A 25,938-nucleotide genomic window follows, 5' to 3' on the forward strand; every position below is an offset into this window, starting at 1 on the left:
ACTACATGAATATTCTGATCGTTGGGCCCAGTTGGGTCGGTGACATGGTGATGGCGCAGACTCTGTTCCAGAGCCTGCGTATGCGCTACCCGGACTGCCAGATCGACGTGCTTGCCCCCGAGTGGAGCCGGCCGATCCTTGAGCGCATGCCCGAAGTGCGCAAGGCCTTGAGCTTTCCGCTCGGCCACGGTGCCCTGGAACTGGCGACCCGCCGCCGCATCGGCAAATCCCTGGCGGGCCAGTACGACCAGGCGATCCTGCTGCCCAACTCGCTGAAGTCGGCGCTGGTGCCGTATTTTGCCGGTATCCCCAAGCGCACCGGCTGGCGCGGCGAGTTTCGTTATGTGCTGCTTAATGATGTACGCACGCTGGACAAGGCGCGTTACCCGCTGATGATCGAACGCTTCATGGCCCTGGCCTATGCGCCGGGCGTCGAGTTGCCCAAGCCGTACCCGCGGCCCAGCCTGCAGATCGACCCGGTCACCCGCGATGCGGCACTCGCCAAGTTCGGCCTGGTCCTGGATCGTCCGGTGTTGGCCCTGTGCCCCGGTGCGGAGTTTGGCGAGTCCAAGCGCTGGCCGTCGGACCACTACGCCAAAGTCGCCGAGATGAAGATTCGCGAAGGCTGGCAGGTGTGGTTGTTCGGTTCGAAAAACGATCACTCGGTGGGTGAAGACATTCGCCAGCGCCTGATCCCGGGCCTGCGCGAAGAGGCCGTCAACCTCAGTGGCGACACGTCCCTGGCCGAGGCCATCGACTTGCTCTCCTGTGCTGACGCCGTGGTCTCCAACGACTCCGGCCTGATGCATGTGGCCGCTGCGCTGAACCGCCCGTTGGTGGCGGTGTACGGCTCCACCTCGCCGGGCTTTACCCCGCCGCTGGCCGACCAGGTCGAAGTGGTGCGCCTGGGGCTGGAGTGCAGCCCGTGCTTTGATCGCACCTGCCGCTTCGGCCATTACAACTGCCTGCGCCAATTGCTGCCGCAGCCGGTAACCGATGCCTTGCAGCGATTGCAGGGCGACGTGGTCGAGGTTCACTGAGTTGCGGGTACTGGTAATCAAGACCTCATCCCTGGGCGACGTGATCCATGCCTTGCCGGCACTGACTGACGCGGCACGGGCGATCCCCGGCATTCGCTTCGACTGGGTGGTGGAAGAAGGCTTTGCTGAAATCCCCACCTGGCACCCGGCGGTGGACAAGGTCATCCCGGTGGCGATCCGCCGCTGGCGCAAGAACCTCTGGCAAACCTTCAAGAGCGGCGAGTGGCGGCGCTTCAAGCAGCAAGTCCAGTCGACCAAATACGACCTCGTGATCGATGCCCAGGGCCTGTTCAAAAGCGCCTGGCTGACCCGCTACGTGCGGGCTCCGGTGGCCGGATTCGACAAACACTCGGCCCGTGAGCCGATTGCGGCGCGCTTCTACTCGCGGCGCCTGGCCGTGGCCCGTGGGCAGCATGCGGTGGAGCGTTTGCGCCAACTGTTCGCCGTGGCCCTCGGCTATGACTTGCCCAAAGGCCTGGGCGACTACGGCCTCAGTACCGAAAAACTGCTCGGCCTGCCGCCGAAAAAGCCCTTCGTCCTGCTGCTGCACGGTACTACCTGGGACACCAAGCATTGGCCCGAGGCCTACTGGCGCGAGTTGGCTGAACGTATGGGCCGCCTGGGCGTGGACGTGAAGTTGCCCTGGGGCAACGCCGCCGAAAAGGCCCGTGCGGAGCGCCTGGCCCAAGGCCTGAACAACGCCGAAGTGCTGCCCAAGCTGAACCTGGCCGGCGTGGCCCGGGTATTGGCCGGCGCCCGCGCCTGTGTGGCGGTGGACACCGGGCTGGGGCATTTGGCGGCGGCGCTGGATGTGCCGACCATTTCCCTGTTCGGCCCCACCAACCCCGGCCTGACCGGCGCCTACGGCAAGGGCCAGATTCACCTGGCCAGCGACTTTGCCTGTGCGCCGTGCCTGCAAAAACAATGTACCTATCAACCGACGGCCGACGACCTGCGTCGGTTCGACATCAAGCGCGAGTCGCCCCTGTGTTTCACGCGCTTGAACCCTGAGCGTGTGGCAACCCGGCTGAGCACGTTGTTACTGGCTGAGGAGCTGCACTGATGCAACTGGCTTTTGTTCTGTACAAATATTTCCCCTTCGGCGGCCTGCAGCGCGACTTCATGCGCATCGCCCTGGAGTGCCAGCGGCGCGGCCATCAGATTCGTGTCTACACGCTGATCTGGGAGGGCGACATTCCGCCCGGCTTCGAAGTGCTGGTGGCGCCGGTCAAGGCGTTCTTCAACCATCGGCGCAACGAGAAGCTCAGCGCCTGGATGGAGGCCGACCTGGCCAAGCGCCCGGTGGACCGCCTGATCGGCTTCAACAAGATGCCCGGCCTCGACGTGTACTACGCCGCCGACGGCTGCTTTGAAGACAAGGCGCAAAACCTGCGCCATTCGCTGTACCGCAGTTTTGGCCGCTATCGCCACTTTGCCGAGTACGAGCGCGCGGTGTTTGCCAAGGACGCCAAGACCGAAGTCTTGATGATTTCCGAAGTGCAGCAGCCGCTGTTCATCAAGCATTACGACACGCCGCTGGAGCGCTTCCACCTGCTGCCACCGGGTATTGCCCAGGACCGCCGCGCGCCGCCGAATGCGGCCGAGATTCGTGAGGGGTTCCGCAAGGAGTTCAACCTGGGTGATGACGACCTGCTGCTGGTGCAAATCGGTTCCGGCTTCAAGACCAAGGGCGTCGACCGCAGCCTCAAGGCCGTCGCCGCGTTGCCGGCCGAGCTGAAAAAACGCACGCGCCTGTTTGTAATTGGCCAGGACGACCCCAAGGTATTCCAACTGCAAAGCGCCACCCTCGGGCTGGGCGATAACGTGCAGTTCCTCAAGGGGCGCAGCGATATTCCGCGCTTCCTGCTGGGCGCCGACCTGTTGATCCACCCGGCGTACAACGAAAACACCGGCACCGTGTTGCTCGAAGCCCTGGTGGCCGGGTTGCCGGTGCTGGTCTCGGCCGTGTGTGGTTATGCCCATTACATCGCCGAAGCCGACAGCGGCCTGGTGCTGGACGAGCCGTTTGAACAGGCTCAGTTGAACCAGTACCTGGCGCAGATGTTGACCGATTCTGCACAGCGCGCGGCCTGGGGCCGCAATGGGTTGGCCTTCGCCGAGACGGCCGACCTCTACAGCATGCCGCAGCACGCTGCGGATGTGATTCTGGCGGAGCCAAAACGATGAAGTTGATTCTTGCCGAACCGTTCAAGACGTTATGGGCCGGGCGTGATGCCTTCGCCGAAGTCGAGAAACTGCAAGGCCAGGTATTCCGTGAACTGGCGGCGCGTCGCACGCTGCGCACCGAGGTGGATGGCCGCCCGTATTTCGTCAAAATCCACCGCGGCATCGGCTGGGCGGAAATCTTCAAGAACCTGATCACCGCCAAGCTGCCGGTGCTCGGCGCAGGCCTGGAATGGGATGCCATTCACCGCTTGCAGGCGATCGGCGTACCGACCATGACCGGCGTGGCCTTCGGCGAAAAGGGCAGCAACCCGGCGGACCAGCACTCGTTCATCATCACCGAAGAGCTGGCGCCGACCATCAGCCTTGAAGACCTGACCGTCAACTGGGTCGCCGAACCGCCCACACCTGCACTGCGCCATGCACTCACGGCCGAACTGGCGCGCATGGTCGGCGACATGCACCGGGGCGGCGTGAATCACCGCGACTGCTACCTGTGCCACTTCCTGCTGGACACGTCCAAGCCGATCGACCCACGCAACATCAAGCTCTCGGTGATCGACCTGCACCGGGCGCAAATGCGCGCCCATCTGCCGCTGCGCTGGCGCGACAAGGACCTCTCCGCGCTGTATTACTCGGCGTTGGACATCGGCCTGACCCGGCGCGATAAACTGCGCTTCCTCAAGGGCTACTTCCGCCAGCCGTTGCGCCAGGTCCTGGCCGAGCAGTCGGCGTCCCTGGGCCTGATGCAGCGCAAGGCCGACAAGCTCTACGCGCGCAAGCAACGTTATGGGGATGCGATCTGATGGCGGGTTGGAACCTGGAGCCTGCCTACGCCGCCCTGGCGGATGATTTTGGAAGCCTCGAAGCGGTGTTTGCCCTGCAAGGCGAGCGGCTGACCCGCGACCCGCTGTCGGAGGTGATCCGGGTGGAGCGTGGCGGGGTCAATTACTACGTCAAGCGCTATACCGGTGCCGGCAAGGGCCTGCGGCGTTACCTGGGCAAGCCGCGGGTCAAGTCCGAATGGCAGAACCTCAAGCGCTTCGCCAAGTGGGGCATTCCCACCGCCGATGTGGTCGCCTGGGGCCTGGAGCGCAGTGGCCTGGCCTATGATCGTGGCGCAATGATCACCCGCGAGTTGCCGAGGACCGAAGACCTCTCGGTCCTGGCCGAACGTAAGGATGCGCGCCTGCGCGACCCCAAGTGGGTCAGCGCGGTCAGTCGCCAGCTCGCCGAATACACGCGCACCATGCACGATCATCGCTTTACCCATAACGACTTGAAGTGGCGCAACCTGCTGATCGACGACCAGGCCACCCTGTACCTGATCGATTGCCCCAACGGTGATTTCTGGCGCGGTTTCTGGCTCAAGTACCGCATCACCAAGGACCTGGCCTGCCTGGACAAGGTGGCCAAGTATCACTTGTCGGCCACTCAGCGCCTGCGCTTCTACATGCAGTACCGTGGGTGTCGGCACCTGAGTGAGTCGGACAAACGGCGGATTCGCCACGTAGTGAAGTTTTTCGAGGGACGTGAATGAGTGATTTCCTGGCGGCTGAAGATCGCGCCCTGCTGGAGCGCCACGGCCTCGCGACATTCGACGCCCTGTGGGCCCGGCAACTGGACGCGGTGGACGAGCCGAACACCAGCCGTGGCGGCTGGAGCAGCGTATTTCGCCTGGAACTCGACGGCCACGGCTATTACCTCAAGCGCCAGAGCAACTACCTCACGCGCAGCTTGCACCGGCCTTTGGGCGAGCCCAGTTTCTCCCGCGAGTTCCGCAATATCAGCCGTTACCGCAAGCTCGGGATCCCGGCGCTGCAGGCGGCGTTCTACGGCGAGCGCAAAGTCGCCGGTGAGCACCGCGCGATGCTGCTGACCCGTGCCCTGGACGGCTGGAATGACCTGGATTCATTGCTGGAGCAATGGGCGCAACTCAGCGATGCCCAGCACTGCGCGATCCTGCTGGCCTGCGGTCAACTGGCGCGCCGCCTGCACAGCGTCGGCCAGGTGCATGGCTGTTTCTACCCCAAGCATATTTTCCTGCAGGCCACCGGTGACGGCTACGCCGCGCAGTTGATCGACCTGGAGAAAACCCGCCCGCTGCTGTTCGGCTGGCGTGACCGGGTCAAGGACCTGGAGCCGTTGTTGCGCCGGGCACCGCAGTGGTCGGACGCACAGGTGCGTCAATTGCTGGCGGCTTACCTCGATCAGCCCGAGGGCAGCGCGCTCGTCACCACCTGGCTGCAACGCCTGACGAAGCGGCGTAGCCACAAGGAGAACCGCTGATGCGCCTGTCCGAGTTGAAAAGCGCCGGTCGCAGGCCGAGCCTGCCCCTCACCATCGACCTGGCGGATGCCGCCGGCCCGGGCCAACTGCAACTGCTGAGCCTGTTGCGGGTATTGCCGGGTGAGCGTTACGTGGGCGCGGCGGTATGGCGCGGGCGTCCGGTGCTGGCCAAGTTATTGGTGGGCGGCAAGGCCGCACGGCATTTCCAGCGTGAACTCAGCGGCGTACGCCTGCTGGCCGAGCAAGGCCTGACCACCCCGCTGTTGCTCGCCGATGGCTTGCAGGACGGCGAGGGCGGCTGGCTGCTGTTCGAGTTTATCGAAGGTGCCGAGAGCCTGGCCGATGCCTGGCACGCCGTTGAAGCGCTACCGCCACTGGCCGAGGAGCAAACCGCCGTGCTGGCCGAGGCCCTGGGTGCGATCGGCCAGATGCATGCTAAGGGCCTGTGGCAGGAAGACCTGCACCTGGACAACCTGCTGCGCCAGGACGGCAAGCTGTACTTGATCGATGGCGCCGGCATTCGTGTGGAGGAGGCGGGCAAGCCACTGTCGCGCAACCGCGTGCTGGAAAACCTCGGGGTGTTTTTCGCCCAGTTGCCGAAAAACCTCGAGCCGTTTACCGAAGAACTGCTGGTGTACTACCTGCTGGGCAACGGCGAGCACGCCTTGCCCCTGCAAGCCCTGGAAAAACAGGTGCGCAAGGTCAGCGCCTGGCGCCTGAAGGACTTGTTGAACAAGGTGGGCCGCGACTGCACGCTGTTCAGTGTGGTGCGTGGCGCCTTTGCCTTGCGTGCGATCCGTCGCGAGGAAGAACCGGCGATGCTGCCGGTGCTGGAGCAGGCGGATGCGTTGCTCGACCAGGGCCACCTGTACAAGACCGGTGGTGCGGCCAGCGTGGCCAAGGTCGACGTAGCCGGCCGGCCCTTGGTGATCAAGCGCTACAACATCAAGGGCGTTGCCCATTGGCTCAAGCGCTTCTGGCGCCCGAGCCGCGCCTGGCATTCCTGGCGCGAAGGCAATCGCCTGGCCTTCCTCGGCATCGCCACGCCCAAGCCGCTGGCCGTCCTGGAAAAGCGTTTTTTCTGGCTGCGCAGCCGCGCTTACCTGGTCACCGAATACCTGCCGGGCCCGGACATCATCGAGCGGTTCGCGCCCTATATCGAACACGGTGACGCGCCGGAAAACGAACTGTTGGCGCTGGACCAGTTGTTCGCCGAGCTGATTCGCGAGCGCATCAGCCATGGCGACTTCAAGGGCCATAACCTGTTCTGGGATAAGGATCGCTGGTCGCTGATCGACCTCGACGCGATGTGCCAGCACAGCTCTGCCGCCAGCTTCGCCCCGGCGTATGCCAGGGACCGTGCGCGGTTTATGCGGAACTGGCCTGAGAGTAGTGCGTTGTATCAGTTGATTGATCAGCGTTTGCCGAAGCAACCGACCTGACCGTTCCCGCGCAGGGTGACCGATCAAGAGCTGTTGCCTGAGCAACAGTTATCAGACAGTTGTTGGCCCAGAACGACAGCCCGCCTTAACCCGCAAACGTTATCCCCTTGATTTGATGTAATAAAAAACCTGGCACGGGCTCTGCAATGCCTCTTGGTGAACCCTTTCACCCGTCGCAGCGGAGCCCTGTATGCCTTCCAGCCTTTCCTCGCTTTCCCGTTTGATCTGCCTTGGCGCCGTGCTGTTGCTGGGCCATGTCGTCAGTGTCCAGGCCGCCGAGGGCGATGAGGCCGTGCCGTCCCTGGCCGGCAAGCGCATTGCAGTGAGCATGACCGGCACCAGTCACTATTTCGATATCAAGGCGTTCCAGGCTCAGGTCGATGAGATCAAGCGCCTGGGCGGCACGCCGATCACCCTCGATGCCGGGCGTAATGACAAGAACTTGGTGACCCAGCTGCAAACCGTGGTCACCCAGAAACCCGACGCCGTGATCCAGACCCTGGGCACCCTCAGCGTGATCGATCCCTGGCTCAAGCGCATCAGCAAGGCCGGCATCCCGCTGTTCACCATCGATGCACCGTCCCAGTACAGCCTCAACAACACCACCTCCGACAACGTCGCCACCGGCAAGGCGTTGGCCGATCAATTGATCAAGGACGCCGGTGGCAAAGGCAAGATCCTGGTGTTCAACGGTTTCTACGGCGTGCCGGTGTGTGCGATCCGTTATGACCAGTTGAAGCTGGCGCTCAAGGATTACCCACAGCTGGAAATCATCCAGCCGGAGCTTCGCGACGTGATCCCCAACACCGTGCAGGATGCTTATTCCCAAGTGTCGGCGCTGCTCAACAAATACCCGGCGGGCAGCGTCTCGGCGATCTGGTCGGCGTGGGATATTCCGCAGTTGGGCGCGAGCAAGGCGCTGATCGATGCCAAGCGCACCGAGATCAAGACTTACGGCGTCGACGGTACGCCGGAAGTGCTGGCGCTGCTCGGCCAGGCGAATTCGCCGGTGGGGGCGGTCGTGGCGCAGCAACCGGCGTTGATCGGCAAGACCGCTGTGCAGAACGTGGCGCGTTACCTGGCCGGGCAACGTGACCTGCCCAAGGAAACCCATGTGGCCACGCTGCTGACCACTGCCGGCAACCTGGGGCAGGTTCAGCAACTGCGGGGTGACTGATGCCGGCATTGCACCTGCAACACTTGCATAAACGCTTTGGCGCCACCCTGGCGCTGGATGACGCAAGCCTTAAAGTCGAACGCGGCAGCATCCACGGCCTGGTGGGGGAGAACGGTGCGGGCAAGTCGACCTTGATCAAGATCCTGGCCGGCATCCACAAGGCGGACGCGGGGCAGGTGAGTATCGATGGCCAGTCGTACGCCGCCTTGTCACCGCGTCAGGTGGATGCGCTGGGCGTGCAGTTCATCCATCAGGAGCGTCTGTTGCCCGCCAGTTTTACCGTGGGCGAGGCGCTGTTTTTCGGGCATGAATTGCGGCGCGGGCCCTTTGTGGATCGACATCGGCAGCAACGTGAAGCCGAGCGCTTGCTGGCGGAATATTTTGATCTGCAATTGCCCGCCGGCGCGCTGGTGAGTGAGCTGAGCAGTGCCGAGCGCCAGGTGCTGCAAATCACCCGTGCGTTGATTCGTCAGCCCAAGATCCTGGTGTTCGACGAACCCAGCGTAGCGTTGGTCAAGCGCGAGGTCGACCAGTTGCTGCGCATCGTCAAGCGCCTGCGCGACCAGGGTTTATCCATCTTGTACATCTCCCATTACCTGCAGGAAATCGACAGTCTGTGCGATGAAGTCACGGTGCTGCGCAATGGTCGGGACGTGGCGGTGGTGCAGCCCCGGCATACGTCCAGCGCCGAGATTGCGCGGCTGATGGTCAATCGCGAGGTGCAGGAGATGTACCCCAAGGCCAAGGTCGCACTGGGAGCGCCGCTGTTGCAGGTACGCGGGTTGAGCCTGGCGCGGCGCTATCGGCAGATCGATCTGGACGTGCGGCGCGGAGAAATCGTCGGCCTGACCGGGCTGGTCGGCTCGGGAGCCAAGGAGTTGTTCAAGACACTTTTTGGTGTCGAGCGCGCCGACAGCGGCAGTGTGCATCTGGACGGGCGTTTGCTGCGCCTGCGTTCGCCGGCCCAGGCGATTGCCGAGGGCATTGCGCTGGTGCCGGAAGAGCGGCGCAGCCAGGGGATTTCGCCAGTGCTTTCGGTGCTGGAAAACCTGACGCTGGCGGGGCTCGGGCGGTTCAGCCGCTGGGGCTTGTTGAGCCGCCGCAAGGAGCAGGCGGAAAGCCTGCGGCTGATCGACGAATTGGCGATCAAGGCGCCTGGGCCCCAAGTGGCGGTCAGCCAGCTCAGTGGTGGCAACCAGCAGAAGGTCGCCCTGGGGAAATGGCTGAGCCGCCGCTCGGCGGTGTACCTGTTGGATGAGCCCTGTGTGGGCGTGGATGTGGGTGCCAAAGTAGAGATATATCGCTTGATCGGACGCTTGGTGGAAGAGGGCGCGGCGGTGCTGGTGTTGTCGTCGGATTTGCCGGAGTTGTTGGGGATCAGTGACCGAATCCTGGTGCTGCATCGGGGTGAGATCGCCGGTGAGTTCCGTGCGGGGGAGGCGGACAGCGATCAGTTGCTGGCCTGTGCGACGGGAGCCGTGGCTGCTGCGGCTTTAAGCGCTCGAGAGGTGGAACATGCTTGAAGCGGCGACGCCTGGGTTATCGCAGCGATTGTGGGTGCTGGTGCTGCGCCGTGGGTCGGTGGGGGTTTTTGTGGCGATCCTGCTGGGGTTTGCCGTGGCTGCGCCGAATTTTCTGTCGGTGGGTAATCTGGCCAATGTGTTCAGCCAGTCGGCGATCCTCGGCGTGCTGGCCTTCGGGCTCACCTGCGTGATTATCGGCGGCGGTTCGAACGTGGTGGCTGGAGGGCTGGACCTGTCGCTGGCGGCCAACCTGGGGTTGTGCGCGGCGGTATTCAGCCGCCTCAATAATGCCGGCCTGGATCTCGGGTTGACGTTGCTGCTGACCCTGGGCTGCGGTTTGGCGGTCGGCTTGCTGAATGGGCTGGCCGTGGTGGTGCTGCGTTTGCCGCCGTTGCTGGCGACCCTGGCGAGCATGAATGTACTGGCCGGGCTGGAGTTGGTGCTGACGGAGAACACGGTGGTCTCCACGGACTCGCCGCTGTTGGACCTGCTCAGTGGCGGCGCCTGGTTGGGCGTACCGGCCCTGGCCTGGGTGCTGCTGGTGACGGCGGGCGTGCTGACGCTGCTGATTCAGCACTCGGCCTATGGGCTGCGCCTGCATGCGGTGGGCGAATACCCCCAGGCGGCCGAAGCGGCGGGCATTGGAGTGCCCGTCTACGTGTTGTCGAGCTATCTGCTGTCCGGTCTGTGCGCCGCCGTGGCTGCGCTGTGTTCGGCTGCGTTCTTCAGCGGCAGCACCACCGGCTCCGGCGACATGCTGCTGTCGGTGGTGGCGATCGCCTTTCTCGGCGTGGTGTTTTCCCGCCGGTTGGTGGCGAGCATTCCGGGGACGTTGCTGGCGGCGCTGTTGATTGGTTTTCTGATCAATGGCTTTCAACTGCTTAACCTCTCCAGCTTCTGGGTCAATGGTGTGCAGGGCATGTTGATCTTGCTGGTCGTCGCGGCGTCCAGTGCATTGAACCGAGGGGCGACGGCATGAGCGCACGCGCAGTATTGCCGCTGACATTGCCACTGGTATTCACGCTGATTGTCGTGGTGTTTGCGCTGCAAGCGCCGGGCTTCCTCAGCGCAGGCAACCTGCAAAGCCTGGTGCTGAACAACTTCGTGCTGCTGGCGATTGTCGCCATCGGCATGACCTACGCGGTGGCGGCCGGTGGTATCGACCTGTCGGTGGGTACGGCGCTGGACTTCGCCAGTTTCAGCTTTGTGGTGCTGCTCAATGGCGGCCATGGCTGGGCGGTGGCGGCCACGGGCGCGCTGGCGGCGGCGCTGCTGGTGGGGCTGGTCAATGCCGGCCTGATTGCCGGGCTGCGCATCAGTCCGTTCCTGGCCACCCTTGGCACGTTGTTTATCGGCACCAGCGCCCAGCAACTGCTCTCGGACGGCGGCCAGCCGATCTATATCAGCCAAGGCTTGAAGCCTGAACTCATGGGGCTGACACCGCTGCTGGTGGTAGCGGGGCTGGCGCTGTTCTACGGCCTGGCCCTGGCGCGCGGACGCCTGGGCCGTGAGTTGCTGGCCCAGGGCACCCAGCCGCTGCTGGCGTATTACTCGGGGTTATCGGTGCGGCGCATCGTCACCATCGTGGCCCTGGCAACCGCCCTGGCCTGTGGGGTGGCCGGCGTGTTGCTCAGCTCGACAGTCAGCGCCTATGTGCCGCTGTCCGGTAACGCGTTTTTGCTCAATGCGATTGGCGCGGTGTTTATCGGCACCACCTTGAGTCGACAGGGACGGGCGAATGTTCCGGGGACCCTGCTGGGCGTGTTGTTTATCAACGTGATCGCCAACGGGCTGCTGCTGATCGGCTGGAATTTCTACTGGCAGCAGGTGGCGACCGGGGTGCTGATCTTTATCGTGCTGAGCTTCAGTTTCGCCAGTCGGCGGATGCTGGAGCGCGTCTAGTGTTGCACCCCAAAGCTGGACTCCATCCGACGCTTGGGGGCATGAGCAAACTCCCCTTAGGGCATAAACAATTTCAGGCGACCGCATTCCGGTGGTGAGCGGGCTTGCCACAGGGGTTCCGGTTTGCTGCGCGACAGCGCGGGGCCTCCCACATTGAAGGTGTGGTGCGTTCAGAATTGATATTCGGCACCCGCCCCGGCATACCAGGAGCGCCCAGGCGCCGCTTCGTAGTAGCGGCCATTGCCGTCGCCGACGATCACCGAACCGACGTACTGGCGGTCCAGCAGGTTATCCAGGCGCAGGGTCTGGTGGAAGGTCCAGTGTTCGACCTTCTGCTCGAACCGTGCGCGCCAGTTGAACACGCTGTAGCCCGGCGCGGCGTGTTGGCTGTTGGTGTCTTCGACGTAGACCTTGCTGCGGTACAGGCCTTCGACTGCGGTACTGACCCAGTCCCGGGGTTTCCAGTTCAGCTCGGCGAACAGCGTGGTTTGCGGCACTCCGGGGAGGTAGTTGCCTTTGTCGACGGCAGTTGTGCCGCTGGTGAAGTCGCTGTCATAGGTGGCTTGCAGGCGCGTGTAGGCGAGGTTAGTGCTCCAGTGTTCGGCGAGTTGGCTTTCGATGCCCAGTTCGAAGCCGCGACGCAGGGTGCGGCCGGCGTTTTGGTAAGTGGTGCGCCCTCCGCTGGATTGCTGCACTACCAGTTCGTCCTCGGTGGTGATCTGAAAGAGGGCCGCATTCACGCGGGTGTCCTGGCCAATGCGAGCTTTCAGGCCAACTTCATACTGTTGGCTGACCGATGGCTTGAGCGCAAAGTTGAAGCCGTTCGCCGTGCTGGAATACGCGGACTCGGCCTGGGTTGGGGTTTCGAAACCTTTGCCCGCGCTTACATAACCGTGCAAGTCAGGTGTGAAGGCGTACATGACGCTGATCGACGGCGTGTTCTTCTGGTAGGTCTTGCTGCCGCTGTCGTTGCCGTCGCTGAGGAAGTGATCGTCTACGTCCATTTCCATGGTGCTGTGGCGCAGGCCGGCTTGCAGGGTCCAGTCACCCAGCAGCCAGTTGGCTTGCACGAACGGGTCGAGGCTGGTGGCGGTATCGATTTCATCGCGGCCCAAGGCCCCTTTGACACCATGCACCCCATTGACGGTGTTGGAATAACCTTGGCGATCATCCTGGCTGCGGTCGTAGTCGAGGCCGGTGATCAGGGTCAGCTCGCCGGGTGCGCTGGTGATAGGTTGCAACCAATGGAGGGAGCCGCCATAGAACTTGCGGTCGAAAGCTACCACACCGCCGCGAGCGTTAGCCGGATTGGCGGCGCCACTGCCGAACCTGTCCGGGATCGACAGATACTGAACCACACTACGCCGCCCGGTATACCCGTTCACCTGCAGCGTCGCATCGCCGAAGTACCGTTCATAATTCATGCCCAATTGCTGATGATCGATACTTTTGCGCGTGTTGTACGTCAGCGCATTGCTGCTCACCGAACGCGGGTCGGCCTTGTAGGCGTCCCAGGTCTGCCCCAGTGGATCCTGGGTACCGTTCTGCTCCAGGTTGCTGTAGATCAGCGCCAGCTTGCTGTCGTCATCCGGTTGGACATTGAGCTTGGCGAAGGTCTGGTCGCGACGGGCGCTGCTGTGGTCGCGGTAGCCGTTGGTATCCATGCGCGAGGCGTCGAGTACAAAGCCTGCGCCGTTCGCCGCGCCTTCGGCGCTCAGGTGGTTCTTGTTCAGGCCGTCGCTGCCCACCAGGGTTTCGGCGCCGATGCGTGGCGGGCCTTCGCCATCGCGGGAAAACATCTGGATCACGCCGCCGGCATTGCTGCCATACAGGGTGGCGGCCGGGCCGCGCAGCACTTCGATACGCTCGGCGGTGTCGAGGTTGAACGTGGCGGCCTGGCCCTGGCCGTCCGGGGTGCTGGCGGGGATGCCGTCGGCGATCAGCTTGATGCCGCGCACACCGAAGGCCGAGCGGGCGCCGAAGCCACGGGAGGAAATCTGCAGGTCCTGGGCATAGTTCTGGCGGTTCTGCACCACCAGGCCGGGCACGCGGGCCAGGGCTTCGGAGGCGTTGATGCCCAATTGGCCGTCGCTGATCTGCTCGCGACTGATGCCGTCCACCGAGTAGGGCAGGTCGAAGGTCGGGCTGGCGCTGCGCGAGCCGGTGACGACGCTGGGGTCGAGGATCAGCGCGGGGTCATCAGCCTGGGCGACGCCGCACAGGGCGAGCAGGCCGGGCAGCAACAGGTTGAAGCGAGCGAGAGGGGTCATGAGTCAGCCGGAATCCGTGGCGCTTAGGGTGTAAACGCGCAAAAGGGCGCGAGTTTAGTGACTGGGAAGATTTTTATCATTCAGGAATTCGGCTACGCGACCCATCAGCGCGCTCGCACTGCACACATGGCGATGGTGCAGGCGACTCTTGCCGCTAACAGCTTCCCACTGCTTTTGAGCTATAATCCCGCCCTTTAGCTGTTTCCTGCCCAGGCGGGAAGCACACTTTTTTCAGGCGCAACCCGCCTGCATGCAGACTAAAAGAGGCTAGACCCCTGTGGCATTGACGATTCTTGGCCTGTCCGGCGCCCTTAGCCATGATCCTTCCGCAGCCTTGTATATCGACGGCAAGCTGATCGCGGCCGCCGAAGAAGAGCGCTTCGTACGCGACAAACATGCAAAGAACCGCATGCCCTACGAGTCGGCGAAGTTCTGCCTGGAACAGGCCGGCATCAAGCCTTCCGACGTTGATGTGGTGGCGATCCCGTTCGCCCCGATCAGCCTGTTCGGCGAGGCGCGCTGGCACTACGCCAAGCGTTACTGGTACGCCCCGGACCGCGCACTTGACGCGATCCTGATGGGCAACCGTCGCTACAAGCGCTATCGCAACAAGATCGTCTGGTGCCTGGAGCAACTGGGCTTCGACCCGAAGAAAATCAAGATCGAACCGGTTGAACACCACCTGGCCCACGCGTCCAGCGCCTACCACTGCTCCGGCTTCCAGGAGAAGACCGCGATCCTCGGCATCGACGGCAAGGGTGAGTACGCCACCACGTTCTTCGGCTACGGCGAAAACGGCAAGATCCACAAGATCAAGGAATTCTACGATCCGGACTCCCTCGGCGGCCTGTACGGCGCGATCACCGAGTTCCTCGGTTTCGAGATGCTCGACGGCGAGTTCAAGGTCATGGGCATGGCGCCGTACGGCGATGCCAGCAAGTACGACTTCTCGCGCCTGGCCTCGTTTGAAAACGGCGAGCTGGTGATCAACACCGACTACGCCAACGTCATTGGCCTGCGCCGTTATAAAGAGAAGGGCAAGGGCTTCTACTTCTCGCCGAAACTGATCGAGTGGCTGGGCCCCAAGCGCGAAGGCGACATCGCCGACGAGCCGTACATTCACTACGCCGCCAGCATGCAGGCGCTGTTTGAAAAGCTGGCCTTGCAGATGATCGACCATTACCTGGGCGATATCCTCAAGGACACCGGCAAGCTGGCCTTCGCCGGCGGCTGCGCGCTGAACGTCAAGCTGAACCAGAAGATCATTGCCCGTGACGACGTGAAAGAGCTGTTCGTGCAGCCGGCGTCCGGCGATGCCGGCACCGCCGTCGGTGCCGCCGCCTACGTGTCCCACGCCCGTGGTGTACCGGTGGAGAAGATGGAACACGTCTACCTCGGCCCGTCCTACAGCAACGAAGACGTGATCGCCGCCTGCGCCAAGCACGAGAGCAAGCCGAACTGGCGCAAGATCGAGAACATGCCCAAGCGCATTGCCAAGATCATGGTCGACGGCAACCCGGTGGCCTGGTTCCAGGGCCGCATGGAGTTTGGCCCGCGTGCCTTGGGCGGTCGTTCGATCATCGGTTGCCCAAGTGCGACCGGCGTGGCCGACCGTATCAACCACCAGATCAAGTTCCGCGAGCGCTGGAGGCCTTTCTGCCCGTCGATGCTCGACACCGTGGCCCCGCAGATGATCAAGGTCGATCACCCGGCGCCGTTCATGACCTTCACCTTTGAAGTGTCGGAAGAGTGGAAGACCCGCGTGCCGGAAGTGGTGCATGAAGACGGCACCTCCCGCGCCCAGGTGCTCAAGCGCGAATACAACCCGCGCTACTACGACATGATGAAAGAGCTGGAAGTACTGACCGGCAACGGCGTGTCCCTGAACACCTCGCTCAACCGTCGTGGCGAAGCGATGATCTGCTCGCCGACCGACGCGCTGAACATGTTCTTCGGCTCTGACCTGCAGTACCTGATCATGGAAGACATCCTGGTCGTCAAGGACGGCGTGGACCCTTATGACGCGCTCGGCTGAACGCCACGTCCTGCAGTTCTGCCATGGCTATGACGGGCCATTCCTGGACTGCGCGCGGCAGTACGCCAGTTTGTTCGCAGGCTCCGGCTACAAGGTGACCACGGTGTTTCTCACGGGGGTCGCCGACCCGCACGTGGCCGCCGGTTGTGCGTCCGATGAAGTGTTGTTCATGGAATTCAGCTCCAAGGCCATTCGTGGCCTGAAGCTGGGTGCCATTCGTGAACTGCGCAAGATCGCCGCGTCGCGCAACTTCAGTTTTTGTATCGCGCACCGTTTCAAGCCGATCTACATCGCCTTGCTCGGCACACGGCTGCCGGTGATTGGCGTGCATCACGCCTTTGGTGACTATCAGCGTCGCAGTCGCAGGCTGTTTGCCGGGATCTTCCGCAAGCGCCTGAGCCTGCTGGGGGTTTCCGACGCGGTGCGTGACGATATGCGCCGTTGCCTGCCGACCTGGCCGGCGGCACGCATCCAGACGTTGTACAACCGCATCGACGTCGACGCCTTGCAGGCCACACAGGTGCCTGCACATGAGGCGCGCGACGCGTTGGGGTTGTCGCCGGACGAATGGGTGGTCGGCAATGTCGGCCGCCTGCACCCGGACAAGGACCAGGCCACACTGCTCAAGGGCTTTGCCCAGGCGCTGGCGCACTTGCCGGCCGAAAGCCGCCTGGCGATCCTCGGCAGCGGGCGCCTGGAGCAGGACCTCAAGGCCCTCGCACGCGAGCTGGGCATTGCCGACAAGGTGCTGTTCCTCGGCCAGGTGCCGGATGCGCGTCGGTACTTCCGGGCATTCGATGTGTTTGCCCTGAGCTCCGACCATGAACCCTTTGGCATGGTGCTGCTGGAAGCCATGGCGGCCGGCGTCCCGTTGCTGGCCACGGCCTGTGGCGGTGCGAAGGAGGTGGTCGAGGGCGTGGGTATCCTGTTTCCCTTCGGCGATGCCGAACACCTTGCCCAGGGGCTGCGGCATCTGGCAGCAATGGATCAACACCAGCAACGGCAGTGCGCCGAAATGATGCTGGAGCGCCTGCGCGAGCGTTTCTCGGATCAGGCGGTACGCGATACCTTCTGGCAATTGCCACACGTTATTGAACTGACCGCGGGGGCTTGATGCTCAATCGATTCCAAGGCTGGCGCGAGCGTGGCTGGTCCGTCGTCGATGCGCCGGTCTACAGCGATGCCTGGCAGCGTTTTGGCGGCAGTGTCGCGACCCACCCACAAGTGATCGAACGTCTGGCCGGGCTGGCCGACATCCCGGTGCGTTACCTGGCCTGGGAGCAGGGCGGCGAGCTTCAAGCCTGCATCGCGACCTGGGGGCGCGACCTGGCCTTGTCCAAGGATGTGCTCAAGCAGCGCGGCAAAAAAGGCCTGTTCGACCTGGGCAACGCCGAGTTGATCCTGCCCGCCGCGCCTGCAGCCCAGGCGCCCTTGCGGCACCGTGCACGCTATTTGTCGGCCCTGAATGAAGGCCGTTTCAGCGGCCTCAAGCCCCAGGCCGAACAGTTGGCCATGGCCCGCACCCCGGAAGAACTGTCGAAGAAATTTCGCTACAACCAGCGTCGCGAACTGCGCTTGCTCGAAGAGGCCGGTGGGGTGGTGCGACCGGTGAGCGAGTTTTCCAGCGAGGAGCTGGCGGCGATCTACTGCGACCTGTTCCTGCGCCGCTGGGGCTTTGTCGCCACCGGCGCCGAACGCATGGCCGAGGTGATCGAGCTGCTGCGCGAATGGCTGATCGGTTCGGTGATCTTCCTCAATGATGCGCCCATCGCTGTCCAGTTGGTGTACCGGGTCGAGTCGCCGGAGTGGATCAGCGTGGAGTACGTCAACGGTGGCGTCGACCCTGAAACCCGGGCGTTCAGCCCGGGCAGTGTCCTGAGCTTCCTCAATACCCAGGGCGCCTGGGAACAGGCACGTGAAGTCGGCAAGCCGCTGCGTTTCTCCTTCGGGCGTGCCGACCGCGAGTACAAGGACCGTTGGTGCAACGCTGTGCCGGTGCTGACCGTATGAGCCGCAAACAGCAATTGCTCAAGCGCCATCGGCGCAACAAACGGGTCGGCTTGCTGATCGGCTTGCTGCTGCTGGTGGTGATTGGTATCTGGGTGGCGTGGTGGCTGCCGTTGGCGCTCGGTGTGCTGGCCTGGATCGCCCACGAGGCATGGTTTGCCGACCATCTGTTTTATGCGCCCCACGAAGACTACCAATACCGGTTTTCGACGGATGCCGAGGTGGCCGGGGTTCGCTTCGACGGTGACCGGCTGCGGGTGGATTCGCCGCTGCAAGCCGAGGCGACCCTGGTATTGGCTATCAAGGTCAAGAGTGGTTGGTTGGGACGTTTCCTGGATCCGGCCATTGAGATTCTGGGCGGCGGGAGCACTGACCGACAGGCCTTCGAGCGCGGGGTGAATGGCGTTCGCTACCTGAACCTCAGTGGCTGGGCGCCGGCCCTGATGTCCGGTGAGTTGCGTTTACGCGGGCGCTTTTGCAGCCTGCAGGGCGCTCCTCGGCTGTGGGCCTGGGGTACGCCGGATTATTCGGCGCAGCGGGTCATGGTTATCGCGCCTCATGCCGACGATGCCGAATTGGCTGCCTTCGGTCTTTACAGCCAGGCCGACAAGCCGTGGATCGTGACCCTTACCGCCGGTGAAATCGAAGCCGAGCACTATCAACGCATGGGCCTGGATCCGGTCGAGGCCGCGCGGACCAAAGGGCGCCTGCGTGCCTGGGACAGCATTGCCGTGCCGCTTTGGGCCGGCGTACCACAGGCACACTGTGTGCAGCTGGGTTACTTCTGCCTGCAACTGCCGGCGATGCGCGCTGCGCCTGATCAGCCGATCGCTTCGCGCGAGGCCGACCTGTCGGATACCCGCCTGTTCCGCCAATTCAACCCTTTCCCGTTGCCGGCGGATGCCGATGGCCTGCCGACCTGGCAAAACCTGCTCGCCGATCTGCGTCAGTTGCTGCTGACCGCACGCCCTGAAGTGATCGTCTTGCCCCATCCGGTCCTGGATCCTCATCCGGACCACATCTGTGCGCAGCAAGCGGTGATCGAAGCCTTGCAAGGTTTGGAGTGGCAGCCGACCACCGTGCTCGGCTACGCCAACCACCTGCATGACAACGACCGCTGGCCCATGGGCGACGCGGGCACCGGTATTGCCTTGCCGCCGCTGTTCGATGACGCGCTGGAACTGTGGCCGTGCAGCCTGTCGCTGTCGCTGGCCCGGCAGCGCGACAAGGCCATGGCGCTGGGCATGATGCATGACCTGCAACCCGCCCCGCCGTTCAAGCGTCGTGTGCGGCGCTGGCTGCAACGGGTCTTGGCGGGACGGGCGCGGTCGCCTTATGGTGAGAACGAGTTTTTCCGCAAGGCCGTACGACGGCATGAGTTGTTCTGGCGTTTGTGACGGCAGTTGTGAAAGGGAAGGTCATGAAAGTTTTGTTTCTGGTACAGAAAGAACAGCGCGCGATTCTCGATCGCCTGTACGAAGGCATTGCCGAGCACTGCGAGTGTGATACCCGCTGGCTGAGCAGTGCTGAGCAGCGCAACCTGCGCGGTTACTTCAAGCGTGAAGTCGACGTGAGCCGTTATGACCGCATCGTGTTCTTCCTGCGGTTCAAGCAGGAGATTCGCCAGGCCGGCTTTATCCGTACGATCCCGAACCTGGTGATCCTCGAACACGATGCCTACCAGAACTACATTCCCTGCAAGTACACGGGCAAGTTCAGTGCCCATTACCGTCGCTTGCCGTGGGTGCGGGTCATCAGTTCGGGGCATATGGTGACCGAGCGCCTGCGCGCCGAAGGCTTCGATGCGGTGTTCGTGCCCAAGGGCTACGATCAGGCGCTGTTGCAGGCCCAGGGATTGGAGCGCGACATTGAGCTGGCATTTGTCGGCAGCACCAACAGCGTGGCCTACAGTGGTCGCAAGGCATTGCTCGATGAGTTGGCCCGCGTTGAACCTTTGGTGGTTACGCGCACCAAATCCGGTGAGGAATACTGCGCAACCCTCAACCGGATTCGTTTTTTCGTCAGTGCCGACGTGGGCATGGGCGAGTATATGATCAAGAACTTCGAAGCCATGGCCTGTGGTTGTGTGCTGCTGGCGTTTGACCAGGGTGCCGGGGAAAACCAGGCCCTTGGCTTCAAGGACATGGTCAATGTGGTGTTCTATAAAGACATTCCCCAGTTGCAGGAAAAACTCGCTGCATTGCGATCCAATCCTCAACTGGCGGCCGAGATTGCGCGCAACGGGCAGGACCTCGCGGTCAGCCAGTTCAGCTTTGCGCGCATCGGCCAGCGCATTGTCGAGGTGCTGAAGCCGCCGCTGCGGCCCCGGGCACCGTTGAGTTTGCTGGAAACGCTGCGCTTGAAACTAGGCGTTTGATATCTGCCAGGTGGCCGCGCTTGGTGGCCTTATGATATTATCGAGGCTTGAATGCAATTCTCCGCTCAAAGCGATATAACGCTCGTCGTGACCAGTTGTGGTCGCTTCGATTTGCTGAAGCGCACGCTCGCGAGCTTCGATCTGTTCAATACAGCGGCCATCCGCGAAGTCTTCATTACCGAAGACTCTGGCGATGACGCGGTACGCCTGGCGATTCCCGAGCATTGGCTCGGCCATTGCACGTTCCTGATCAACCGCCCGAAGCTGGGGCAATTGGCATCCATCGACTTGGCCTACGGGTCGGTCAAGACCCCGTACATATTCCATTGCGAAGATGACTGGGCGTTTTATCGACCCGGTTTTGTCGAGGATTCGAAGACAGTGCTGGAGCAGCGTCCCGATATTCTCCAAGTCTGGTTGCGCAATTACGTTTACGACTTGCAGGTGCACAGCCCCTATATTCATCTGGGGCCGCGCGAGGTGATTGGCGGGGTACCTTGTTATTCCTTGCTGTCCGACAAGCCTGAGTGGCAAGGGTTCTCGCTGAACCCGGGGCTGCGACGTATCAAGGAATACCGGTTATGTGCGCCCTATGCCGGGTTCGAGGGTGAGAAAGGGCTTTCCAGGCGTTACGCGCAGCTGAACCTGGGCGCCGTCACCCTGGAGGGCGATGCGGTCTTGCACACCGGTTTCGGTTTGCATGTGGCGACGGCGGAAGAGCGCTTGACCAAGGCGCGGCGCAAGCGGCGAGAGCGGGTCAAGCTGGTGCTCATGCTGATCCTGGGGGTCGGCATCGGTTGGTTGATCCGCCAGTAAATACGACGAGCCACACCAACGCCGCATAAGGTTTTTTCGATGAGTATTCTCAACATCATGTGGGCTGGTGGCTCTGCATTCGCTTCGGTGCAGAAGGTTCATCAGCAAATACTGGCCCAGGCCGACAGCGATGTACCGGTGCACACCTGGTTGCTTCAGGGCAGCGCCGCTGGCAGCGATGGCCTGGTCGAACAGGCCGTCGAGTGGAACCTCTCATCCGCCAGGCTCAAGGGGCGGCACCTGTGGAAGTGGCTGATGCCCTGGATGCGTGCGCGCTTCCAGAAGGCCCTGCCTGAGGATGTGCAGGTTGTACTGCTAGATGGCATCGGTGTCGCGCGAGTGCTTTTACCGGTGCTCAAGCACCTGCCGCAGGTGCGGGCCGTGGTGATTTTTCATGGCGTCACGCGCTTGCGCAAAGCTGATCGCAAGCTCTTCGAGCAACTCCCGGCGTCGCAACTGACGCTGGCGGCCGTGTCGCAAACCCTCGCCGGCTCCCTTGAGCGTTACCTGCAACGGCCCGTGGCGGTGCTGCGCAGTGCCTTCGATCCTGCGGTGTTTCGTGCCGCCGCGCTTGCCCGTGAGCCGGCTCGATCCCGCCTGGGGCTGCCGTTGGATGGCTCGCCGGCAGTGGGGGCGGTAGGTAGACTGGTCGACGGCAAGGGGTTTGGCTGTTTGCTGGAGGCCTTTGCCAGTGCGACGGCCGATCGGCCGGATGCGCGCCTGGTGATCATCGGCGAGGGGCCGGCGAGGCCCAGGCTTGAGGCGCGTATCGAGGCGCTTGGCTTGCGCGACAAGGTGTACCTGCCGGGGCATCTTCCTGAGGCGGCGACCCTTTATCGGGCGTTTGACTGGGTCGCCATTCCGTCGACGGAAGAGGGCCTGGGGTTGATCCTGCAAGAGGCGGTGATGGCCGGCGTGCCTGTACTGACCAGCGAGCTGGCAGTGTTCCGCGAACAACTGGGTGATGCCGGCTGGTACGCGCCCGTAGACAGCGCCACGTCCTGGGGGCAACTCCTGGCACGCGCGTTCGTGAGTTCCGGCGTGCAGGTTGTCGAGGCTCAATCGCGGGCGTTGGCGCCGGAGCAGGCCTGGAACGATTTCACTGAAACCACCCGGCGGCTGTTCTCATGCCGCTAGCAGCGCTTGCTCCAGTGCTTGCATTGGAAAGTGTTCGTTCAGCTTCTCGCGCGCAATATAGCGGGCGAAGTGTTGCAGGTTGCGCCTCGCCAGTTCCGGGTTCAGGGGCGCGCGCAGGAAACGCATGTCGGCCACGTCGATCAGGCCCATTTCATTGTCCGGTGTCACGACAATATTGCCCAGGTGCAACGAACGGAAGTAGATGCCCGCGCCATGCAGGCGGCGAATAAGGGCCACCAGCGGGTCGAGGTTGGTGTGCCAGTCAAAGCCTTCACGGTTGGAAATCTGGCGCAGCGTTTCGCCCGGCAAGGGGCGGTAGAGTACGGCGGTCATGCCGGGCGCCGTCAGTTGAAAGAACGCGAGCACGGTCAGGGTCGGGATGCCCCGTTGTTGCAACTGCGCCACGTTGTCGATGAAACGCTTGGAGTACGGGCGGAACAGCGCGGACGACAGCAGGCGCTTGCGGCGAAACAGCTTGAGGATGTTCCCGTTGGTCAGCAGGTAGACTTTGGGCCCGTAGCTGTCCTGTTCCAGGATTCTGGCACCTTCAATCATCGCGGTTAAATCGGCTTGGGAAAGCCTTGAACATTGCATCGTCGGAAAGCCTTGTGGGAGTCGCGGGCACAGTGATCGGTAATAATGCCGAAAGTTTTGGGTTTTAACCATGCCGGGTTGGCGGGTTGAACGTATTCAGGAGCGGGTGATGCAAGCAAGTCGTTGGGCGCAGGTATGGATGATTTTCGGGTTACTTTGGTTTTTGCTGGCGATTGCTTTTGCCCCGACCAATAAGATTTATCAACAGGGTTTGACGCTGTTCCTGTGGTTGCCGGCGATGGTGTTTGCCTGGTCGGCCCGTGAGCGTCTCATGGAGGTCTGGCGCGAACAGCGCTGGCTCTGCGTGATGGTCGGGTTGCTGGCAGCTTGGGGGGCGATCAGCCTGACGTGGACCAATGCCGAGGACCCTTCGCGCGAAGCCAAGCGTCTGCTGTACATCGGCGTGTTCCTGCTGTTTTTCCCGGTACTCGCCTGTGGCCGGACCGAGCAGGTGATCCGCGTGATGCAATGGGGTGGTTTCGGCCTGGCCCTGTCGTCGCTCCTGGCGATCATCAAATTCTATGGCTTTGAGCATAACGACTGGTATGCGCGCCTCGAAGGCCTGGGCCAGTTGAGCCATCCGATCCTGGGTGCCTATGTGATCGGCCTGGCCGCCGTGTGGTTGCTGCACTGGCTGCCGCGCGGTCGCTGGATGCAGGTGGCATGGGCAGTGTCCATCGCGTTGCTTGGGTTGTTCGTGGTGCTGAGTCAAAGCCGCGGCGCCGCACTGGCGTTGTTGCTGACTGTCGTGGCAATGCCGGCCTGGTGCCGTGACCGCCGTAGCACGGTGATTGCCATTGGTGCGGTCATCGCGGCGCTGGCGGTGTTCTTCGCCATGCAGTCCCTGGTGCTGGCCCGGGGTGTGTCTTACCGTCCGCAGATCTTCATGGCCGCCGTGCAGATGATCAGCGAGCGCCCGTGGACCGGCCTGGGGCTGGGCGGGGACTACAAGGTATTTGCCGATAACCTCTTTTTCGATCACTCCCACAACCTGTTCACCCACGTGAGCATCGAGTTGGGCCTGCCGGGCCTGCTGCTGTGGTGCGGCCTGTGGTTCGGTGTGCTGTGGCAGGCCTGGAAGGCCCGCGACACGCTCTATGGCAAGGGCATCATCGGCATGTGGGTGTTTTCGTTCCTGGCCATGCAATTCGATGCCGCCAGCCTGACCGGCACGCCGCGGGCCGAGTGGTTTATCTCCTGGCTGCCGATTGCCCTGGCCAGTGTTTTGGTCTGGGCTCGGGCCAAACCCGATGCGTGTGATAAAGTTCGCGTCCTACCCAATCAGTGAGCTCGACACATGAGTGACGCACCGCCCAAAGCGGACCAGGAATCCAGCCTGAAAATCTATTTCCGGCTGCTGGGCTATGTGAAACCGTACCTCGGCATGTTCCTGCTGAGTATCGTGGGCTTCGTGATCTTCGCTTCGACCCAGCCAATGCTCGCCGGGATTCTCAAGTACTTCGTCGATGGCTTGAGCAACCCCGATGTGGTGTTCCTGCCCAATATCCCGTTGTTCAAGGACCTGAAGTTGCTGATGGCCGTGCCGCTGCTGATCATCCTGATCGCCGCGTGGCAGGGGCTGGGGTCGTTCCTGGGCAACTACTACCTGGCCAAGGTTTCCCTGGGGCTGGTGCATGACCTGCGGGTCCAGTTGTTCAACAAGCTGCTGGTGTTGCCTAACCGCTATTTCGATACCCACAACTCCGGGCACCTGATTTCCCGTATCACCTTCAACGTGACCATGGTCACCGGTGCGGCCACCGATGCAATCAAGGTGGTGATCCGCGAAGGCCTGACGGTGGTGTTCCTGTTCGGCTACCTGCTGTGGATGAACTGGAAGCTGACCCTCGTGATGCTGGCGATCCTGCCGCTGATCGCGATCATGGTCGGCAGCACCAGCAAGAAATTCCGCAAGCAGAGCAAGAAGATCCAGGTGGCAATGGGCGATGTGACGCACGTCGCTTCGGAAACCATCCAGGGTTACCGCGTGGTGCGCAGCTTCGGTGGCGAAAGCTACGAGGAGCGTCGCTTTGCCGCCGCCAGCCAGGGCAATACCGACAAGCAGCTGCGCATGAACAAGACCGGTGCGGTCTATACGCCGATGCTGCAACTGGTGATCTACACGGCCATGGCCGCGTTGATGTTCCTGGTGCTGCTGTTGCGCGGTGAAGCCACGGCGGGTGACCTGGTGGCCTACATTACTGCGGCGGGCCTGCTGCCCAAGCCGATTCGCCAGCTGTCGGAAGTCAGCTCGACGATCCAGAAAGGCGTGGCCGGTGCCGAGAGCATCTTCGAACAACTGGATGAAGAGCCCGAAGTCGACAGCGGCACTGTGGAGCGTGATCGCGTCAGCGGTCGCCTGGACGTGCGCAACCTGAGTTTCACCTACCCGGGTACGGAGCGTGAGGTGCTCAAGAACATCAGCTTCAGCGCAGCCCCTGGGCAGATGATCGCCCTGGTCGGCCGCTCGGGCAGCGGCAAGTCGACCCTGGCCAGCCTGATCCCGCGTTTCTACCATCATGAAACCGGGGAAATCCTGCTGGACGAGGTCGAGATCGAAGACTACCGCCTGCGTAACCTGCGTCGTCACGTGGCCCAGGTGACCCAGCATGTGACCTTGTTCAACGACACCGTGGCCAACAACATCGCCTACGGCGACCTGGCCGATGCACCCCGTGCCGACATCGAGAAAGCCGCCGCCGACGCCTACGCCATGGACTTCATCTCCGAGCTGCCAAAAGGCCTGGACACCGAAGTCGGTGAAAATGGCGTGCTGCTTTCCGGTGGTCAACGTCAGCGCCTGGCGATCGCCCGGGCCCTGCTGAAAAATGCCCCGCTGCTGATCCTCGATGAGGCCACTTCGGCCCTGGATACCGAGTCCGAGCGGCATATCCAGGCTGCACTGGACAAGGTCATGAAAGGTCGCACCACCCTGGTGATTGCGCACCGTTTGTCCACCATCGAGAAAGCCGACCTGATTCTGGTGATGGACCACGGCGAAATTGTCGAGCGCGGGACACATCTCGAACTGCTGGCCATGGGCGGCTATTACTCGCGCCTGCACGCCATGGGGCTGGACGAGCCGGCCACGGCAAACATCACCTGACCAGCCGGGGCGCGCAATGCGCCCCGGTGTTTGTATCAG

General features: G+C 62.8%; 22 protein-coding genes. 20 read left to right on the forward strand and 2 right to left on the reverse strand.

The genetic code is table 11. From position 1 onward, the window contains the following. Nucleotides 1-5: 5 nt before the first annotated feature. The 11 genes from waaF (at nt 6) to F6S08_RS03080 (ending at nt 11,557) form a co-directional block, all read left to right on the forward strand. On the forward strand, nt 6-1,040 hold the full coding sequence (waaF, locus tag F6S08_RS03030; RefSeq protein ID WP_065946630.1) for a lipopolysaccharide heptosyltransferase II: 1,035 nt from the start codon (nt 6-8) through the stop codon (nt 1,038-1,040). 1 nt (nt 1,041) lies between these two features. Next, the gene (gene waaC, locus F6S08_RS03035; protein ID WP_027604955.1) at nt 1,042-2,103 is read left to right on the forward strand and encodes a lipopolysaccharide heptosyltransferase I; all 1,062 of its coding nucleotides are present in this window, start codon (nt 1,042-1,044) and stop codon (nt 2,101-2,103) included. Continuing rightward, complete coding sequence (locus F6S08_RS03040) at nt 2,103-3,227, forward strand: glycosyltransferase family 4 protein (RefSeq protein WP_065925669.1); 1,125 nt, start codon at nt 2,103-2,105, stop codon at nt 3,225-3,227. Before waaC ends, F6S08_RS03040 begins: the two co-directional genes overlap by 1 nt. Continuing rightward, nucleotides 3,224-4,030, forward strand: a complete 807-nt coding sequence (gene rfaP, locus F6S08_RS03045; protein ID WP_065925668.1) for a lipopolysaccharide core heptose(I) kinase RfaP — start codon at nt 3,224-3,226, stop codon at nt 4,028-4,030. Before F6S08_RS03040 ends, rfaP begins: the two co-directional genes overlap by 4 nt. Next, complete coding sequence (locus tag F6S08_RS03050; RefSeq protein WP_065925667.1) at nt 4,030-4,764, forward strand: lipopolysaccharide kinase InaA family protein; 735 nt, start codon at nt 4,030-4,032, stop codon at nt 4,762-4,764. Before rfaP ends, F6S08_RS03050 begins: the two co-directional genes overlap by 1 nt. Then, on the forward strand, nt 4,761-5,513 hold the full coding sequence (locus F6S08_RS03055; RefSeq protein WP_065925666.1) for a lipopolysaccharide kinase InaA family protein: 753 nt from the start codon (nt 4,761-4,763) through the stop codon (nt 5,511-5,513). Before F6S08_RS03050 ends, F6S08_RS03055 begins: the two co-directional genes overlap by 4 nt. Beyond that, a complete protein-coding gene (locus tag F6S08_RS03060; protein ID WP_315871267.1) occupies nt 5,513-6,955 on the forward strand; it encodes a lipopolysaccharide kinase InaA family protein in 1,443 nt (480 codons plus the stop codon). Before F6S08_RS03055 ends, F6S08_RS03060 begins: the two co-directional genes overlap by 1 nt. Nucleotides 6,956-7,145: 190 nt before the next feature. Continuing rightward, nucleotides 7,146-8,132: a sugar ABC transporter substrate-binding protein gene (locus F6S08_RS03065; RefSeq protein ID WP_315871268.1), complete on the forward strand. Its 987-nt coding sequence runs from the start codon at nt 7,146-7,148 to the stop codon at nt 8,130-8,132. After that, nucleotides 8,132-9,655 (forward strand): sugar ABC transporter ATP-binding protein, encoded by a 1,524-nt coding sequence (locus tag F6S08_RS03070; RefSeq protein WP_315871269.1) that lies wholly within the window; start codon nt 8,132-8,134, stop codon nt 9,653-9,655. Before F6S08_RS03065 ends, F6S08_RS03070 begins: the two co-directional genes overlap by 1 nt. After that, entirely contained in the window at nt 9,648-10,634 is a 987-nt protein-coding gene (locus F6S08_RS03075; RefSeq protein ID WP_315871270.1) for an ABC transporter permease, read from the forward strand. The genes F6S08_RS03070 and F6S08_RS03075 overlap by 8 nt, the downstream gene beginning before the upstream one ends. Beyond that, nucleotides 10,631-11,557, forward strand: coding sequence for an ABC transporter permease (locus F6S08_RS03080; RefSeq protein WP_315871271.1), 927 nt, complete (start codon nt 10,631-10,633; stop codon nt 11,555-11,557). The genes F6S08_RS03075 and F6S08_RS03080 overlap by 4 nt, the downstream gene beginning before the upstream one ends. Nucleotides 11,558-11,727: 170 nt before the next feature. Here the strand turns inward: F6S08_RS03080 and F6S08_RS03085 are convergent, their stop codons facing one another. Then, nucleotides 11,728-13,827 (reverse strand): TonB-dependent receptor, encoded by a 2,100-nt coding sequence (locus tag F6S08_RS03085; RefSeq protein WP_315871272.1) that lies wholly within the window; start codon nt 13,825-13,827, stop codon nt 11,728-11,730. 277 nt (nt 13,828-14,104) lie between these two features. Between F6S08_RS03085 and F6S08_RS03090 the strand changes: the two genes are divergently transcribed. From F6S08_RS03090 to F6S08_RS03120, 7 genes are read left to right on the forward strand one after another with little or no spacing between them, the layout of a single operon-like run. Next, nucleotides 14,105-15,862, forward strand: coding sequence for a carbamoyltransferase (locus tag F6S08_RS03090; RefSeq protein WP_057702547.1), 1,758 nt, complete (start codon nt 14,105-14,107; stop codon nt 15,860-15,862). Beyond that, nucleotides 15,846-16,976 (forward strand): glycosyltransferase, encoded by a 1,131-nt coding sequence (locus F6S08_RS03095; RefSeq protein ID WP_074848550.1) that lies wholly within the window; start codon nt 15,846-15,848, stop codon nt 16,974-16,976. Before F6S08_RS03090 ends, F6S08_RS03095 begins: the two co-directional genes overlap by 17 nt. After that, complete coding sequence (locus tag F6S08_RS03100; protein WP_065946621.1) at nt 16,976-17,872, forward strand: GNAT family N-acetyltransferase; 897 nt, start codon at nt 16,976-16,978, stop codon at nt 17,870-17,872. The genes F6S08_RS03095 and F6S08_RS03100 overlap by 1 nt, the downstream gene beginning before the upstream one ends. Then, entirely contained in the window at nt 17,869-19,266 is a 1,398-nt protein-coding gene (locus tag F6S08_RS03105) for a PIG-L deacetylase family protein (protein WP_065946620.1), read from the forward strand. Before F6S08_RS03100 ends, F6S08_RS03105 begins: the two co-directional genes overlap by 4 nt. Nucleotides 19,267-19,289: 23 nt before the next feature. Further along, a complete protein-coding gene (locus F6S08_RS03110) occupies nt 19,290-20,246 on the forward strand; it encodes a glycosyltransferase (RefSeq protein WP_315871273.1) in 957 nt (318 codons plus the stop codon). Between the two features lie 51 nt (nt 20,247-20,297). Then, the gene (locus tag F6S08_RS03115; protein ID WP_027604939.1) at nt 20,298-21,062 is read left to right on the forward strand and encodes a hypothetical protein; all 765 of its coding nucleotides are present in this window, start codon (nt 20,298-20,300) and stop codon (nt 21,060-21,062) included. A gap of 39 nt (nt 21,063-21,101) precedes the next feature. Continuing rightward, the gene (locus F6S08_RS03120; protein WP_065925655.1) at nt 21,102-22,199 is read left to right on the forward strand and encodes a glycosyltransferase; all 1,098 of its coding nucleotides are present in this window, start codon (nt 21,102-21,104) and stop codon (nt 22,197-22,199) included. Here F6S08_RS03120 and F6S08_RS03125 read toward each other — a convergent pair. Beyond that, entirely contained in the window at nt 22,188-22,754 is a 567-nt protein-coding gene (locus F6S08_RS03125; RefSeq protein WP_178084537.1) for a toluene tolerance protein, read from the reverse strand. The genes F6S08_RS03120 and F6S08_RS03125 overlap by 12 nt on opposite strands. Before the next feature lie 148 nt (nt 22,755-22,902). Here F6S08_RS03125 and F6S08_RS03130 point away from each other — a divergent pair, with 148 nt between their 5' ends. Together F6S08_RS03130 and msbA are read left to right on the forward strand one after the other, a co-directional pair. Continuing rightward, the gene (locus tag F6S08_RS03130; protein ID WP_027604936.1) at nt 22,903-24,081 is read left to right on the forward strand and encodes an O-antigen ligase family protein; all 1,179 of its coding nucleotides are present in this window, start codon (nt 22,903-22,905) and stop codon (nt 24,079-24,081) included. A gap of 9 nt (nt 24,082-24,090) precedes the next feature. Then, the gene (msbA, locus tag F6S08_RS03135) at nt 24,091-25,899 is read left to right on the forward strand and encodes a lipid A export permease/ATP-binding protein MsbA (protein ID WP_065925654.1); all 1,809 of its coding nucleotides are present in this window, start codon (nt 24,091-24,093) and stop codon (nt 25,897-25,899) included. Nucleotides 25,900-25,938 lie beyond the last annotated feature (39 nt).

Source organism: Pseudomonas sp. JV449 (genome assembly GCF_032424295.1).
In the GTDB taxonomy this organism is placed as follows: Bacteria; Pseudomonadota; Gammaproteobacteria; order Pseudomonadales; family Pseudomonadaceae; genus Aquipseudomonas; species Aquipseudomonas marginalis.